This window comes from Bacillus sp. B.PNR1 (assembly GCF_030386235.1).
GTDB classification, from domain to species: Bacteria; Bacillota; Bacilli; order Bacillales; family Bacillaceae; genus Bacillus; species Bacillus stercoris.
Genome location: NZ_JANYMN010000001.1, coordinates 655,783 through 670,739, shown reverse-complemented (window position 1 = coordinate 670,739; position 14,957 = coordinate 655,783). Strand labels below are relative to the sequence as shown.

Annotated in this window: 15 protein-coding genes; 2 read left to right on the top strand and 13 right to left on the bottom strand. The window is 45.6% G+C overall.

The genetic code is table 11. The annotated features are described in order from the left end of the window. Positions 1–19: 19 nt before the first annotated feature. The 6 genes from NZD81_RS03710 to NZD81_RS03685 all read right to left on the bottom strand — a co-directional run bounded on the left by NZD81_RS03710 (position 20) and on the right by NZD81_RS03685 (position 5,131). Positions 20–1,162 carry an acyl-CoA dehydrogenase gene (locus tag NZD81_RS03710; protein WP_136654199.1) on the bottom strand — a complete coding sequence of 381 codons (1,143 nt, stop codon included), beginning with the start codon at positions 1,160–1,162 and terminating at the stop codon, positions 20–22. A 26-nt stretch (positions 1,163–1,188) separates the two neighbouring features. Next, positions 1,189–2,052 carry a 3-hydroxybutyryl-CoA dehydrogenase gene (locus NZD81_RS03705; RefSeq protein ID WP_282372634.1) on the bottom strand — a complete coding sequence of 288 codons (864 nt, stop codon included), beginning with the start codon at positions 2,050–2,052 and terminating at the stop codon, positions 1,189–1,191. A gap of 24 nt (positions 2,053–2,076) precedes the next feature. After that, positions 2,077–3,258: an acetyl-CoA C-acetyltransferase gene (locus NZD81_RS03700; RefSeq protein WP_040082676.1), complete on the bottom strand. Its 1,182-nt coding sequence runs from the start codon at positions 3,256–3,258 to the stop codon at positions 2,077–2,079. 127 nt (positions 3,259–3,385) lie between these two features. After that, positions 3,386–4,117, bottom strand: coding sequence for a glycerophosphodiester phosphodiesterase (locus NZD81_RS03695; RefSeq protein ID WP_103032325.1), 732 nt, complete (start codon positions 4,115–4,117; stop codon positions 3,386–3,388). Positions 4,118–4,194: 77 nt separating this feature from the next. After that, positions 4,195–4,815, bottom strand: coding sequence for an N-acetylmuramoyl-L-alanine amidase family protein (locus NZD81_RS03690; RefSeq protein ID WP_083252872.1), 621 nt, complete (start codon positions 4,813–4,815; stop codon positions 4,195–4,197). A 19-nt stretch (positions 4,816–4,834) separates the two neighbouring features. Further along, positions 4,835–5,131, bottom strand: a complete 297-nt coding sequence (locus tag NZD81_RS03685; protein WP_282372638.1) for a hypothetical protein — start codon at positions 5,129–5,131, stop codon at positions 4,835–4,837. Positions 5,132–5,428: 297 nt separating this feature from the next. Between NZD81_RS03685 and NZD81_RS03680 the strand changes: the two genes are divergently transcribed. After that, entirely contained in the window at positions 5,429–5,569 is a 141-nt protein-coding gene (locus NZD81_RS03680) for a hypothetical protein (protein ID WP_373922682.1), read from the top strand. Positions 5,570–5,641: 72 nt separating this feature from the next. Then, positions 5,642–6,760, top strand: coding sequence for an NADH-dependent flavin oxidoreductase (locus NZD81_RS03675; RefSeq protein ID WP_041521374.1), 1,119 nt, complete (start codon positions 5,642–5,644; stop codon positions 6,758–6,760). Positions 6,761–6,975: 215 nt separating this feature from the next. Here the strand turns inward: NZD81_RS03675 and NZD81_RS03670 are convergent, their stop codons facing one another. The 7 genes from NZD81_RS03670 to dxs form a co-directional block, all read right to left on the bottom strand. After that, entirely contained in the window at positions 6,976–7,155 is a 180-nt protein-coding gene (locus tag NZD81_RS03670; protein ID WP_014664554.1) for a hypothetical protein, read from the bottom strand. A gap of 142 nt (positions 7,156–7,297) precedes the next feature. Further along, positions 7,298–8,101 (bottom strand): sporulation transcription factor Spo0A, encoded by an 804-nt coding sequence (gene spo0A, locus NZD81_RS03665; RefSeq protein ID WP_003226427.1) that lies wholly within the window; start codon positions 8,099–8,101, stop codon positions 7,298–7,300. Positions 8,102–8,376: 275 nt separating this feature from the next. Beyond that, entirely contained in the window at positions 8,377–9,657 is a 1,281-nt protein-coding gene (gene spoIVB, locus NZD81_RS03660) for a SpoIVB peptidase (RefSeq protein ID WP_014664555.1), read from the bottom strand. A 173-nt stretch (positions 9,658–9,830) separates the two neighbouring features. After that, the gene (gene recN, locus NZD81_RS03655) at positions 9,831–11,561 is read right to left on the bottom strand and encodes a DNA repair protein RecN (protein ID WP_134975350.1); all 1,731 of its coding nucleotides are present in this window, start codon (positions 11,559–11,561) and stop codon (positions 9,831–9,833) included. Between the two features lie 36 nt (positions 11,562–11,597). Then, on the bottom strand, positions 11,598–12,047 hold the full coding sequence (gene argR / locus NZD81_RS03650; RefSeq protein WP_003230265.1) for an arginine repressor ArgR: 450 nt from the start codon (positions 12,045–12,047) through the stop codon (positions 11,598–11,600). A gap of 96 nt (positions 12,048–12,143) precedes the next feature. Continuing rightward, positions 12,144–12,989: a TlyA family RNA methyltransferase gene (locus NZD81_RS03645; protein WP_040082669.1), complete on the bottom strand. Its 846-nt coding sequence runs from the start codon at positions 12,987–12,989 to the stop codon at positions 12,144–12,146. Continuing rightward, the gene (dxs, locus tag NZD81_RS03640; protein ID WP_148343644.1) at positions 12,986–14,887 is read right to left on the bottom strand and encodes a 1-deoxy-D-xylulose-5-phosphate synthase; all 1,902 of its coding nucleotides are present in this window, start codon (positions 14,885–14,887) and stop codon (positions 12,986–12,988) included. Before dxs ends, NZD81_RS03645 begins: the two co-directional genes overlap by 4 nt. Positions 14,888–14,957 lie beyond the last annotated feature (70 nt).

The following is a 14,957-nucleotide window of genomic DNA, read 5'->3' as shown; positions in this document are numbered from 1 at the left end:
CGTTTTTGCGTTTTTTTGGTTATCGGGTCCCGCCAAGTAAATACTTGGAAATAATCAGTCTTTGAATCTCATTCGTCCCTTCATAGATTTGCGTCACCTTTGCATCGCGAAGCAGCCGCTCAACGGGGTAATCCTTCATATAGCCATATCCCCCATAAATTTGGACGGCGTCTAACGCCGCCTTCACCGCTGCATCGGAAGCAAATTGTTTAGCCATAGACGCCTCTTTTCCACATGCCAGGCCGCGGTTATGGAGGTCTGCGGCGTGGTAGACAAGATGCCTTGCCGCCTCAGCCCTAGTCGCCATGTCAGCCAGCTTAAATGATATGCCTTGATTGGCTGCGATCGGCCTTCCAAATTGCACTCGCTGCTTCGCATAAGCAACGGCATGCTCAAGAGCCGCCTCTGCAATACCGAGCGCCTGTGCCGCAATGCCGATCCGGCCGACATTTAAATTCGCCATGGCAATGTTGAAGCCGTCACCCTCTTTGCCAAGCAAATTAGCTTCAAGCACTTCTGCGTTATCAAAAATCAGTTCCGTAGTATTAGAGCCATAAAGCCCCAGCTTTTTTTCTTTTTTCCCAACGGTAAAACCGGGTGTGTTTTTTTCAACAATAAAAGCCGAAATCCCGTGCCTGCCTTGATCCGGAGCCGTTAAAGCAAATGTGATATAGATATCAGCTGCTCCGCCATTCGTTATGAATATTTTCGATCCGTTTAATACGTATTTGCCGTTCTTTTTAATTGCCGTTGTGCGAAGGCTTCCGGCATCCGATCCTGAGTAAGGCTCCGTCAGCGCAAAGGCCCCTAAATGGTCTCCTGAAGCAAGCTTCGGTATATATTTCATCTTTTGTTCCTCATTGCCGAAGTACAGAATCGGATTTGTGCCGACCGAGGTATGAACGGAGAGAATCACGCCGACAGCCGCGCTGATTTTTGAAATCTCATGAATCGCCAAAATATAAGAAACAACGTCCGCCCCGGCACCGCCGTACTGTTCCGGCACCGGTATTCCCATCAGCCCGTGTTCACCCATTTTTTTGATCAGCTGAAAGGGAAATTCGTCCGTTTTCTCCATAATTTCCGCAGCGGGAGCAATTTCTTTTCGGGCAAAATCACGCACCATTTTTCGCATCATGACTTGCTCTTGGGTTATATGCAACTCGGCCACCCCCGATGGAATTGACTTCAGGAAGTCCTCTCCTCATACTCATAAAAACCGCGTCCGCTCTTTTTGCCAAGCCAGCCTGCTTTGACATACTTGCGGAGCAGCGGGCAAGGACGGTATTTAGAATCGCCAAGGCCCGAGTGAAGAACTTCCATAATGGATAAACACGTATCCAGTCCGATAAAATCCGCTAATGTAAGCGGACCCATCGGATGATTCATGCCAAGCTTCATCACCTCGTCTATTGCCTCCGGCTTCGCCACTCCCTCATACACGCAATAGATGGCTTCATTAATCATTGGAAGAAGCACACGATTGGAAACAAACCCCGGAAAATCATTGACTTCAACCGGTGTTTTCCCCATCTTTTCCGCTAATGCCATAACATCTAAGGCCGTTTCCTCTGATGTAGCCAAGCCGCGTATTACTTCAACCAGCTTCATCATAGGGACGGGATTCATAAAATGCATGCCAATGACCCGTTGAGGCCGATTTGTCACAGCAGCGATCTCTGTAATAGGCAAGGAAGATGTATTGCTGGCCAAAATCGTATGAGGCGGGCAAATGCGATCAAGTGTTTTAAACATTTTGGTTTTCGCCGCCATGTTTTCAGCGATAGCCTCAATCACAATGTCCGCATGCTCTGCCTCCTCAAGCGTTTGAGAAATCGAAATGCGGCTGATGATACTCCTCACTTCCGCCTCGGTCCTTTTTCCTTTCTCAGCGTCACGGGCCAGCTGTTTCTTCAGCCGCTTCAATCCTGCCTCCGCAGCTTCCGGACTCACATCGTACATCCGCACATAAAAACCTGCGTCAGCAGCTGCTTGTGCAATGCCGCTTCCCATCTGACCTGCGCCAGCTACCATGATTTGTTTGATTTCCATTTAAATCCCCTTTTTCATCATGTTTTAATGAACCTGCACTAAGACGGCATCTCCTTGGGCTGCCCCACTGCAAATGGCGGCAACACCCAGTCCCCCTCCCCGTCGCTTTAATTCGTAAACGAGCGTCATGAGAATTCTCGCCCCGCTCGCGCCGATCGGGTGGCCAAGCGCGATCGCACCGCCGTTCACATTTACTTTTTCAAGATCGAAACCTACGATTTTTTCACATGTTAACACAACAGATGCAAACGCTTCATTTACTTCAAACAAGTCAATATCTTGGGCAGTTAAACCGTTCTTTTTCAGGAGCTTATTAATGGCAAACCCCGGTGCTGCCGCCAGTTCATGCGCTGGCATTCCCATAGTTGAAAAACCAAGAATTGTAGCCAGAGGCTGTTTGCCAAGCTCAGCTGCTTTTTCCTCCGACATCAGCACGAATGCGCCAGCTCCGTCATTGACCCCGGGAGCATTGCCGGCTGTGATCGAACCATCACTTGTATAAATCGGAGAAAGTTTCGCGAGCTGATCCAGACTTGTGTCACGGCGAATCGCTTCATCCTTATCAACAACGTTTGATTTTCCTTTTCGACCGATCCAGTTGACGGGAACAATTTCATCCTGAAATTTCCCTTCATCGGCTGCTTTAGCTGCCCGCGCATGGCTTCTCAACGCCCATTCATCCTGCTCTCTTCGTGAAATTGCATATTCCTTGGCCGCTGTATTTCCGTGAACAGCCATATGCACTTCGTCAAATGCGCACGTTAATCCGTCATACACCATTAAATCCCTTAGCTCGCCGTCCCCCATCCGTGCTCCCCAGCGTCCAGCGGGAATGGCATACGGAATATTGCTCATGCTTTCCATCCCCCCGGCAACAAGTATGTCCGCATCCTGCGCCCGAATCATTTGATCACATAAAGTGACAGCGCGAAGACCCGAAGCACAGACTTTATTCAGTGTTTCTGACGGCACACTCCAAGGCATTCCAGCAAGACGGGCAGCTTGACGGGAAGGGATCTGTCCTGAGCCGGCCTGGACAACCATGCCCATGACATTTCCTTCTACATCATCTCCAGAGACTCCAGCCCGTTGCAACGCCTCCTTCATCACAATGCCCCCAAGCTCGGCAGCTTTCACCTCTTTCAATACTCCGCCGAATTTGCCAAATGGCGTTCTTGCAGCACTTACAATGACTGTTTTCCTCATGGTTTCACCTCATTCAGAAGATAGACAGCGCTTACAAATTCTAGTTGTCTTCTATGAATGTATGCTTTGAAACGGGCACAAATGTATGAAAAAAGAAGGCTGTGTCAACAGCCTTCTTCTAAAGCAACTATTCATTTTTCAGCAATGCCGCAGCCTTTGCAGGAAAATCGGTAAACATGCCGTCTGCTCCCAGTTCAATGAGGCGCTTCATATCTTCCGGCCGATTGACTGTATACGGTCTTACCTTAATCGAACTGCTCCTCATTTTCTTCAGCACTTCATCTGTGGCCCCGGGGCTGTTTAGCTTCGGGTGATAGCCGGTAGCTGGAATAGACGCGATATATTGATCCGGCTGATAAAGCACATCTGCAGTTAATACCGCCCGTTCGATATGGGGCGCAAGCTGAGCGCATAGTGCTACACTTTCATGATTAAATGTGGATAGGATGACTCTCTCCTCTATATTGAATCGCTTCACTGCCTCCAGCACTTTTTCTTCCATTCCCTCATAGCGGATCACGCTGTTTTTCAATTCAATGTTGATGAGAAAATCCTTTTTTACTGCCCACGAGAGCACGTCTTCTAATAGTGGCACTTTCAGATCGCTGTACGCCTGATCATGACCAGCGGCCGCATTCGCAGTCTTGATCACATCATAGTCTGTATCCTTCACGAATCCTTTAAGCGATGTCGTGCGGTTAAGCCTTTCATCATGAATCACAACAATGCGTCCGTCTTTTGTCAGTTGTACATCAAGCTCTATCCCGTCCGCTCCGGCTTCAATTCCTTTTTCAAATGCAAGCATTGTATTTTCGGGAAAGTGTCCTGATGCCCCCCGGTGGGCAAAAATCTTTGTCATCGTTTCACCTCAAGCCCTAAGTTTTCTCCATTATACTTATTTTGTAGGATCCACTCTAGGATTAAGGCTATATTCATCTACTGATCATAATAAGAATCAATGCCGTTGACAATCGCATCTGCTGCCTTTTGCTGGTATTCTTCATTTCCCAGCTTGTCCGCGTCAGAGCTGTTCGTGATAAACCCAAGCTCCGCCAACACACTTGGCATTTGTGAATATGTAATGACGTAAAAGTCTGATTCTTTCACGCCCCTGTCTCTCGTTTGTAAGGATGAAACGAGCTGCGACTGAATATCGGCTGCCAGACGCCGGCTGTTTTCCCCTTCATAATCAGATTGAAAATACGTTTCTGTTCCTGAAGCTGAAGCAACCCCGGAATTTACATGAATGCTGACAAAAAGATCAGCGTGATTGGCACTTGCCTTAGTCACTCTTTCCTCCAAGGTCAGAAAATGATCGTCTGATCTGGATGCAACAGGATTGGCTCCCTCCTCTTTCAGCTTGTCCGTCACATGCTCTGAAACAGCCAAATTAATATCCTTTTCAAAGAGCCCGTTTCCGACCGCTCCACTGTCTTCACCGCCGTGTCCGGCATCAATATACACGGTTTTCCCTTCTATCGGCTCTGCTGCCTGTGCACAAGGCGCGAGTGTCAAAGCCAATCCACACAGCGCCAAGCTCCTCCATAACATTCTCAACTTTCTCCCTCCGGTCTCTTTATGACGAATTCTTTCGCAGCTGAATATCTTCCAGCTGTAAAGTCCCATTTTCCTTCTTTGTATATTTCACCAAAACTTTTGTCTGGTCTGGCAAGGATTCACATTCATCACGTTTATCCTTCGGAACTTGTATCATGGTTTCTTCTCCATTAAGAGAAACCGCAATCGTATGAGGATCAGCCGAGCCAATAAATTTTCCCTCTTCGGTAAACCTTGGTGCTGAGTCATCCGCACTTGCTACACTGCATCCCGAAAGAAAAAGCGCAGTAAATAGCAAAAGAACCGTTTGTTTCACACGATCACCTCTTCCTGATGTTTGGCTTTTATCTTTGACCAGAATGGCGGATTTGTAAAGACAACATGAATGCAGGCGATCAAGTTCCATGATTTTCAAAAGGGCTATACGACCCGATCATTTCCTGTTGTTAGAAAGATAACGAGCAGATTTGTCTATGAGGATGGCTCTAAATGAGGCGCTAATTAGAAAAAATTAGCGGAAAGAAGCAACTTTTTATTCATTTTTAAAAATTTGTGAATTGGGTGAGCAAATGGTTTGACTGCTAGATCAGCCAGGCGTAACCTTTGAAAGGATATTTCCTTGAAAAAATTCGTTCTGCTGCTGGCGGCCGCTCTCATCACATGCTCCATCGGCCACCAAATCAGCGGCGGCTACAAAGGCCCTGAAAAAGAGCGGCGAAAATATCACTCTGCACTCAAGATATTCAGCCGGTAAAGCAGATCAATTGCATTAATTTTTACATATAGGCTAGAATATGTGCGAATCCAAACGAAAGAAGATGATCAAATGAATCCTAAGTATAAGCCGCTGTTTGAACCCTTCACGTTTAAAAGCGGTGTTACAATCGACAACCGGATCGCAGTCGCACCAATGACTCATTACGCTTCTAATGAAGACGGTACAATTTCTGAAGCAGAGCTTGACTACATCATCCCTCGTTCAAAAGAGATGGGAATGGTGATTACAGCCTGCGCAAATGTCACACCGGACGGAAAAGCATTTCCTGGGCAGCCGGCCATCCACGACGATTCCAACATTCCGGGTTTAAAAACATTAGCACAAGCCATTCAGGCACAAGGCGCTAAAGCCGTTGTGCAAATTCATCATGGCGGCATCGAATGCCCATCTGAGCTCGTTCCTCAACAGGATGTTGTGGGGCCAAGTGACGTGTTTGATAACGGCAAACAAATTGCTCGCGCATTAACAGAAGAAGAAGTGGAACACATTGTGAAGGCGTTTGGAGAAGCGACAAGACGAGCCATTGAAGCCGGCTTTGACGGTGTCGAAATTCACGGTGCAAACGGCTACTTGATTCAGCAGTTTTATTCTCCAAAAACCAATCAGCGCACGGACCGCTGGGGAGGAAGCGATGAAAAACGATTAGCCTTCCCGCTCGCTATTGTCGATGAAGTGAAAAAAGCCGCTTCAGAACATGCGAAGGGCGCGTTCTTAGTCGGCTACCGTCTGTCTCCGGAAGAACCTGAGACACCAGGGTTGACAATGACTGAAACCTTTACGCTTGTTGACGCTTTAGGGGATAAAGAATTGGATTATCTTCATATTTCACTGATGGACGTGAACTCAAAAGCACGCCGCGGTGCAGATCCAACTCGCACACGCATGGACTTATTGAATGAACGTGTCGGAAACAAAGTGCCGCTGATCGCCGTCGGTTCCATCCATTCCGCAGATGACGCGCTGGCCGTCATCGAAAACGGTATTCCACTAGTCGCAATGGGACGAGAAGTTTTAGTTGACCCTGACTGGGCGGTAAAAGTAAAAGAAGGCCGTGAAAAGCAAATCGAAACAGTAATCAAAGGCACAGATAAAGAAAAATATCATTTGCCTGAACCGCTATGGCAAGCCATTGTGAACACGCCTGGCTGGGTGCCTTATAAAGATTAATATGAAAAGACTGCCGAAACGGATTCGGCAGTCTTTTTTCCCTTTATATAAATAGTTTATGTACACACCGAAACAGCAAAAGAAAGAGCTCCCCACCTACTTCAAAAAGAAAATCTAGGAAAAGTCCATCACGCTTTCTTGTTTTTTTCTTTTTCATTCGTATGTCTCCTTTTTACATCAATACGTTTTACTTACGATTTTGCAGGAGAAAGGTTTCAATTTGATCCTGATTGTTTGTTTTTGATAATCCAAGCAGCGAGAACACATGAAACCATGACTGTAAATGAGATAAAGTCAATCAGGGTGCCTAGTAAGCGTGAATCTGTAATGATGTTCGAATTGACGCAAAGCGCAAGAATAAATAAAGCAATCAGCAGACCATATTTTTCAAACACATACCTCCCTTACGGAAAATAAATTTTTCATATCCATCACCTATGATAACAAATGTCCCCAAAAACAAAACGCCTCCTATTTATCAGCGCAAACCAATAAATAAAAGACGTTTGATTTAATTATCACATAATATCCACATGTTTAAGAAGCCTTATGTTCTAATCTAAGCTTATCCGCAACCATCGCAATGAACTCTGAGTTTGTCGGTTTAGCTTTTGTCATGCTGACAGTATAACCGAACAGCGAGGAAATGGAATCAATGTTTCCTCTGCTCCATGCCACTTCAATTGCATGGCGGATCGCTCTTTCTACACGGCTTGCGGTTGTGTTGAATTTTTTGGCGATGTCCGGATAGAGGACTTTTGTAATGCTGCCGAGCAATTCGATGTCATTGTATACCATTGAGATTGCTTCACGCAGATAGAGATAGCCTTTAATATGGGCTGGGACGCCGATTTCATGGATAATGCTTGTGATGCTCGCGTCGAGATTTTTCTTCTTTGGTTCAGGCTGGCTGCTGCGTATAATGCTGCTTTGCGATGATGGCGCACGATGCGTCACACTGCTGGCATTTCCGCTGACTTGGCGGATATGACCAACAAGGTTTTCCATATCAAACGGTTTGAGAATAAAGTAGGACGCGCCTAAATCGACGGCCTTTTTCGTGACATCTTCCTGTCCAAAGGCTGTCAGCATGATGACATTCGGCTGTTTTTTCAGATCTGATTCCCTCAGCCTCTCTAAAACCGCAAGTCCGTCTAAATGCGGCATAATAATATCTAATACGAGCACATCGGGATCTTTTTCTTTAAACAACGACAGGCATTCCTGTCCGTTATAAGCAACGCCGATCACTTCCATGTCTTCCTGTCCTTCTATATATTCACTCAACAGGCTTACCAGCTCTCGATTATCATCAGCAACACAAACTTTAATTTTCTCCACGTTTCTTCCTCCCCAAATGTAGTTAACAGGATTCACCCTTGCTACATGTTTACATTCGACAAAACCGCTATATACCCTCTAAAAAAATCATAATCACCAATATTAGTGGCATATCTTTGTTATTCTATGTTTTTCTCTGTTTTTCGACTAAAAATGAAATTTGACAAACAAGGAAACGTGAATTTGTCGAAAAATCTTCTTTTGTATATTTTACCGTATGTATTCTGAGAAGTGAAGAGGGATCAAAACAAAAAAACTGCCGGAAACTCCGGCAGTCAGCTTGCTTTTTCTTTTCCGTAAATATCGATTCCTGCTTCTGACAGCATCCATTCAATATGAACACCGTAGCCGCTTGTCGGGTCATTTACAAACACATGGGTGACAGCTCCGATCACTTTTCCATTTTGAATGATCGGGCTTCCGCTCATCCCCTGTACGATGCCCCCTGTTTCTTTCAACAGCCTTGGATCAGTAATTTTCAACACCATTCCTTTTGTCGCAGGGAATTTTTGCGGCGTTGTGCTGACGATTTCAATATCAAATTTTTCCACCTTGTCATCATCAATGACCGTTAAAATTTCAGCCGGCCCTTTTTTGACTTCAGTAGAAAATGCAACCGGCAGTGCTTGATCTGAAATGTTGTTTTGAATCGGCTGATGCAGCGTGCCGAAAATCCCGAATGGGCTGTTTCTGTTAATATCCCCGATCGTTTTGCGTTCTGAGGAAAATCGCGCCAGTTTTTCTCCCGGATTACCGCCTGTCCCTTTTTCAATTGATGTTACAGTGGATTTAACGATTTCTCCATTCTCCACCACAATTGGTTTCTTTGTGTCCATATCGGAAATCACGTGTCCAAGTGCTCCATATTTTTTTGTTTTCGGTTCATAAAAGGTCATAGTGCCAATGCCGGCAGCAGAATCCCTGATATATAATCCGATTCTGTATTTGCCTTCTTGTTCATCCTTTTGTGGAATCAGCTTTGTTTTGATTTTTTGTTTGTCACGTTTGATCAGTAAATCTAAAGATTCACCGGTTTTTCCGGCTTTTTGGATAAATGGGGCTACATCGTTCATTTTTTCAATTTTCTGTCCATTCATCTCAATAATAATGTCGCCCGCTTCAATTCCGGCTGTTTCTCCCGGAGATTTTTTACCTTCACTTGTATTGATTTGATGGAATCCGACGACAAGAACACCGACGGAATGAAGTTTTACACCGATTGATTGTCCGCCAGGTATAACCTTTAAATCAGGAAGAACTTGCACTTTTGTTTTTTTTATTGGAAATCCGGCAAGATCGTATACTAATTCTGACTCACCTGACTTTTTGCCTGTCACCCTAATTTCGTGCGGATCTTTCTTTACTGTAAACGCTTCTGACGATTCTGATGTCTGAGCGTTTACCGATAAGCTTGTTTCAATCGCTTGTGTTTGGGATTCAAATACTCTCATTTGCGTTGGAATCAGTAAATACTCTTTTAGCGGTTTGCATAAACCTACACTTAATAACGAAACAAGGAGAATTAAACCTACTGCTTTTCTGATGTTATCGGGCATTCACTACTTCACTCTCCTCGCTCCTATCCCACACCTTCTTTATGACTTGCTGCTACATCATTTAATTTTGCCTTTTGGAGGCTTATTTATAACTGTCATATGAAGAAAAACATTGGATATACTGATGAACGAATGGATGTAAACAAAAAAATAAGCTGCGCTTTTCGCGCAGCTTACCCAGTTGTTTTGACTTGATCCGCTTGTTTTAAAAGTTCTTTCGCATGGCGTTTCGTTAAATCGGTTACCTCGACACCTGCAATCATGCGTCCGATTTCCACTATTTTTTCCTGCTTAGAAAGCGGCTTGACACGTGTCGTCGTTCTGCCGTCTTTTAACTCCTTCGCAATATAAAGATGCGTATCGGCCATGGCAGCCACCTGAGGCAAGTGTGTAATACAAAGCACTTGTGATCCTATTGACACTTTATGGATCTTCTCAGCGATTGCCTGTGCGACCCTGCCGCTTACACCGGTATCAACCTCATCAAAAATGATCGATGTCACATCCTGCTGTGAGGAAAAAATGCTTTTTATGGCAAGCATCACCCGTGACAGCTCTCCACCTGAAGCGACTTTCGAAAGAGATTTCAGCGGCTCGCCTGTATTGGTTGAAATTAAAAACTTCACCAGATCGATCCCTTGTTCAGTCAGCTGAACAGGCTGGCCGTTTACAACCGGTGCCTCTTCATTGCGTGACGCTTGTCTGATTTTGAATTCCGTATCAAACGTTGATTTTTCCATGTACAGGCTTTTTAATTCCCGATGAATCTCATCAGCCAGTTTTTTCGCCCATGTTTTCCGGATTTGAGAAACATTTGCCGCTTCCACTGCGACATCCTTGCCAACGGAGTCAAGCTCCTTTTTCAGGCTTTGGAGGTGGCTGTCCCTGTTTTCAATTTGGTCAATTTCTTCTTCAATTTTAGAAGCATATTCCAAAATGTCCTCGACAGTGGCACCGTATTTTCGTTTCAGCTGTTTGATTTCATTGAGCCGCGTCTCAATATAGTTCAGGCGTTCCGGATCATATTCAAGCTCATCCAGCATATTTCTCATCTGAAATGTAGCGTCCTCAAGCAGATAGTAGGAGTTCGAAACACTCTCAGACAGTTTTTTCAGCGGTTCGTTAATATCAGATATATCTTCAAGCTGGGCTGATGCCATTCCGACCCAGTCCAATCCGCTCTGTTCACTGCGAAGCGCATTATATGCATTTTGCAGCGATTCATATATCTTCTCAAAGTTTGAAATTTGCTGACGCTCTTCTTGAAGCTGTTCATCTTCGTTGATCTCAAGCTTTGCTGATTCGATTTCTTCGAGCTGAAATTGAATGAGATCAAGGCGATGGGCCATTTCCTGTTCGCTTTCAGAAAGCTGTTTTAGCTTTTTGAGCAGCTTCGTATACCGCTGGTACCCTTCCTGATACGCTTGTAGCGCGCTTTCCACTTCGGCTCCGGCAAACTTGTCCAAGAGCTGGAGATGATTTTCGTCTTCCATTAACAGCTGGTTATCGTGCTGCCCGTGAATATCTAATAAAAGCCTGCCGATCTCTCTTAGCGAGGCAATCGTGACAAGCTTGCCATTGACACGGCAAACGCTTTTTCCGCTCGTGCTGATATCTCTTCTCATGACGATCATTTCGTCTGAAACGTCGATTCCCTGCTCAGCGCATACGCCTAAAACGGGATGGCCGCTCTCCAAAAGAAACAGCCCTTCAAGTTCTGCTTTCGCTTCCCCATATCTAACAAATTCAGATGATCCGCGGCCTCCGACTAAAAGAGAAATGGCATCTATAATGATGGATTTGCCGGCTCCGGTTTCTCCTGTTAAAACCGTAAGCCCGCGTTCAAAAGAAACCGTCAGTTCCTCAATAATGGCAAAGTTTTTAATCGATAGTTCAGCTAACAAACAGCATTACACCTCTTATCTTTGTTAGTTTTTCTGTTACAGCAGTTCAAGCAGCCTGTTTTTTACGCCTTCTGTATCTTCAGGAGTCCGGCAAATAATTAAAATCGTATCATCTCCGCAAATGGTCCCCATCATTTCATCCCAGTCCAAATTGTCCATCAGCGCCCCGATTGCCTGGGCATTGCCCGGCATCGTTTTCAGCACAATCATATGGCTTGCTGAGTCTATTTTCACAAATGCGTCCATCAATGCCCGCTTTAGCTTTGAAAGCGGATTGAAACGCTGGTCCGCCGGAAGACTGTATTTGTAAGAACCATTATTCGTAGGCACTTTTACAAGGTGAAGTTCTTTAATATCCCGTGATACCGTCGCTTGCGTCACTTTGTAGCCATCCTGCTTCAGCATGTCGACCAATTCATCCTGCGTTTCGATTTCATTGCTCGTAATGATCTCTCTGATTTTAATATGCCTCTGGCCTTTGTTCATGTAAGCACCTCTATTTCCAGCTTATCTGTTCTTTTATGTTATATGATTCTCTGCACATTGTACATGAATGCAGAAAAAAGGAATAATAGCGCACTATTATTCCGGTACATCTGCTTTTTTTTCTTTTAACGTCGTATGTGCCTCTTCTACAACGCGCATGATCTCTTCTTCCGGCAGTTCCTGACCTGCCTGTCCCTCTCCCGGCCAATACAAATGAAGGAGAAACTCAATATTTCCGTCTCCTCCCGTGATCGGAGAAAATGACAGGCCTCTACAGATATAGCCTTCAGCGGCAGAAAAACTGATCATTCGCTTGAGCACATCAGCATGCACTTTAGGATCTCTGACAATCCCTTTTTTGCCGACCGATTCCCGTCCTGCTTCAAACTGAGGCTTAACAAGAGCCATGCAGTCGCTGCCCGGTACGAGCAATGTTTTAAGGACAGGAAGGATGAGCCGCAGGGAAATAAAGGACACATCTATTGTGGCAAACTCCGGCATGCCCTTTGTAAAGTCTGCCGGTGTTGCATAACGGAAGTTCGTCCGTTCCATCACGACGACCCGTTCATCCTGTCTGAGCTTCCACGCAAGCTGATTATAGCCTACATCCACAGCGTATGACTGTTTAGCTCCATTTTGCAAAGCGCAGTCCGTAAAACCGCCAGTGGAGGAGCCAATATCAATCATAATTTTATCTTTGACAGAGACGGGAAATTCCTTCAGCGCTTTTTCGAGCTTTAAACCGCCTCTGCTCACATACCTCAGCGGGTTTCCTTTGACGGTTAACGGAAGGTCGCGGTCAATTTTTTCTCCAGGCTTGTCCAAGCGGTTTTCGTTTGAATAGACGATCCCCGCCATAATGGCTCTTTTGGCTTTTTCACGCGTTTCCGCCAGCCCTCTTTCCACTAATAATACATCTAATCGTTCTTTCTTTGACGTCATGATCCAATTCCTTTGTGTGTCTTTGGCGGCATCAGTAATCTAATACGGTTTGCCACCTGCTGTTTTGTCAGTCCAATTTCCTCTAGAAGCGCGGTTACGCTTCCGTGTTCAATAAATCGATCAGGAATACCCATTCTGTCGATCGGTGTATGATATTCACCTTGATCATGAGCGAATTCTAAAATCGAGCTTCCGAAACCGCCTTCTAAGACCGCTTCTTCAATTGTTAAAATGGGCAAGCCTTCTTTTAGGATACTCTTCATCATCTTTTCATCAATCGGCTTAATAAAACGCGCATTCACAACACGCACCGAAAGGCCTTCTTTCTGCAGCTCTTCGGCTGCCTCAATCGCCATTTCAATTGTTGTACCGAATGTTAAGATGACAGCATCGTTCCCTGGACGCAGCACCTCCCACGTACCGATCGGAATCGTTTTCAACTGTTCATCTATTTTTACGCCGAGTCCGTTTCCGCGCGGAAAACGCATCGCTATCGGACCTTCGTCATAGCTAAGTGCTGTATGAACCATGTGCTGGCCTTCATTTTCGTCTTTCGGCATCATTAAGACCATGTTTGGAATGTGACGCATAAACGCAATATCAAACACGCCTTGATGTGTCTCTCCATCTGCGCCAACGAGTCCTGCACGGTCAATTCCAATAAACACATTGGCGTTTTGGCGGCAGATGTCATGAACGACTTGGTCATATGCCCTTTGCAGGAAGGTTGAGTAAATTGCCAAAAACGGCTTCATACCCTGCATCGCCATAGCTGCAGCCATTGTTGCGGCATGCTGTTCTGCGATTCCTACGTCGAACATCCGGTCAGGGAATTCCTTTGCGAACCCTTCAAGCTTTGAACCGACAGGCATAGCCGGCGTAATGGCTACAATGCGTCCGTCCTCGCGCGCCATTCGCTGCACAGTTCCACTGACAAGGCCGCTCCATGAAGGAGCTGCGGCTTTCGGTTTTACAAAGTCACCGGTATTAATTTTGTATGGTCCGGTACCGTGCCATGTTCCAATTGTATCGGTCTCAGCCGGTTTGTACCCCTTCCCTTTTTTCGTGATGACATGCAGGAGAACAGGGCCTTTCGTTTTTTTGGCGTATTGAAGATTCTCAATCAGCTCATGATAAGAATGTCCGTCCACCGGGCCCAAATACGTAAAACCAAGCTCCTCGAAAAACATTCCGGAGACGAGCATGTATTTCAGGCTGTCTTTGACCCGTTCAGCTGTCGCGGCAAGCTTGCCTCCAACTGCCGGAATCTTTCTAAATAGGTATTCAAGCTCATCTTTGACCCACTGGTATTTCCCCGCAGTGCGAAGCCGTCCGAGCATAGAATGAATGGCGCCGACATTTGGTGCAATACTCATTTCATTATCATTAAGAATGACAATCATGTCTTTTTTCTCGTCGCCGATGTGATTAAGGGCTTCAAGCGCCATTCCGCCGGTCAGCGCGCCGTCCCCAATAATCGGAATAATATATTCATCCGTTCCTTTAATATCACGCGCAGCTGCCATTCCCATCGCGCCTGACAGAGAAGTCGAGCTGTGCCCGGTTTCCCAAACATCGTGCTCGCTTTCGCTCCGCTTTGGAAATCCGCAAAGCCCTTTGTACTGGCGAAGCGTCGCAAATTCTTTTCCGCGACCTGTCAGCAGCTTATGGACATACGACTGATGGCCTACATCCCATAAAAACTTGTCTTTCGGGCTGTTAAATTCCTTATGCAGTGCAACAGTAAGCTCTACGACACCTAAGTTTGGGCCGATGTGGCCGCCGGAAGCGGATAAACTTGTAATTAAAAACTGACGGATTTCATCACTTAATTTCTCTAATTCATCAATGGACATGTTTTTTAAAAACGACGGGTCCTGTATTGATAAAAGATCCAAAGCGGATCAACTCACTTTCAGCATGAATTTCTGCAATGACACATGTCTTCCAGAATGCCGAGCTGGACAA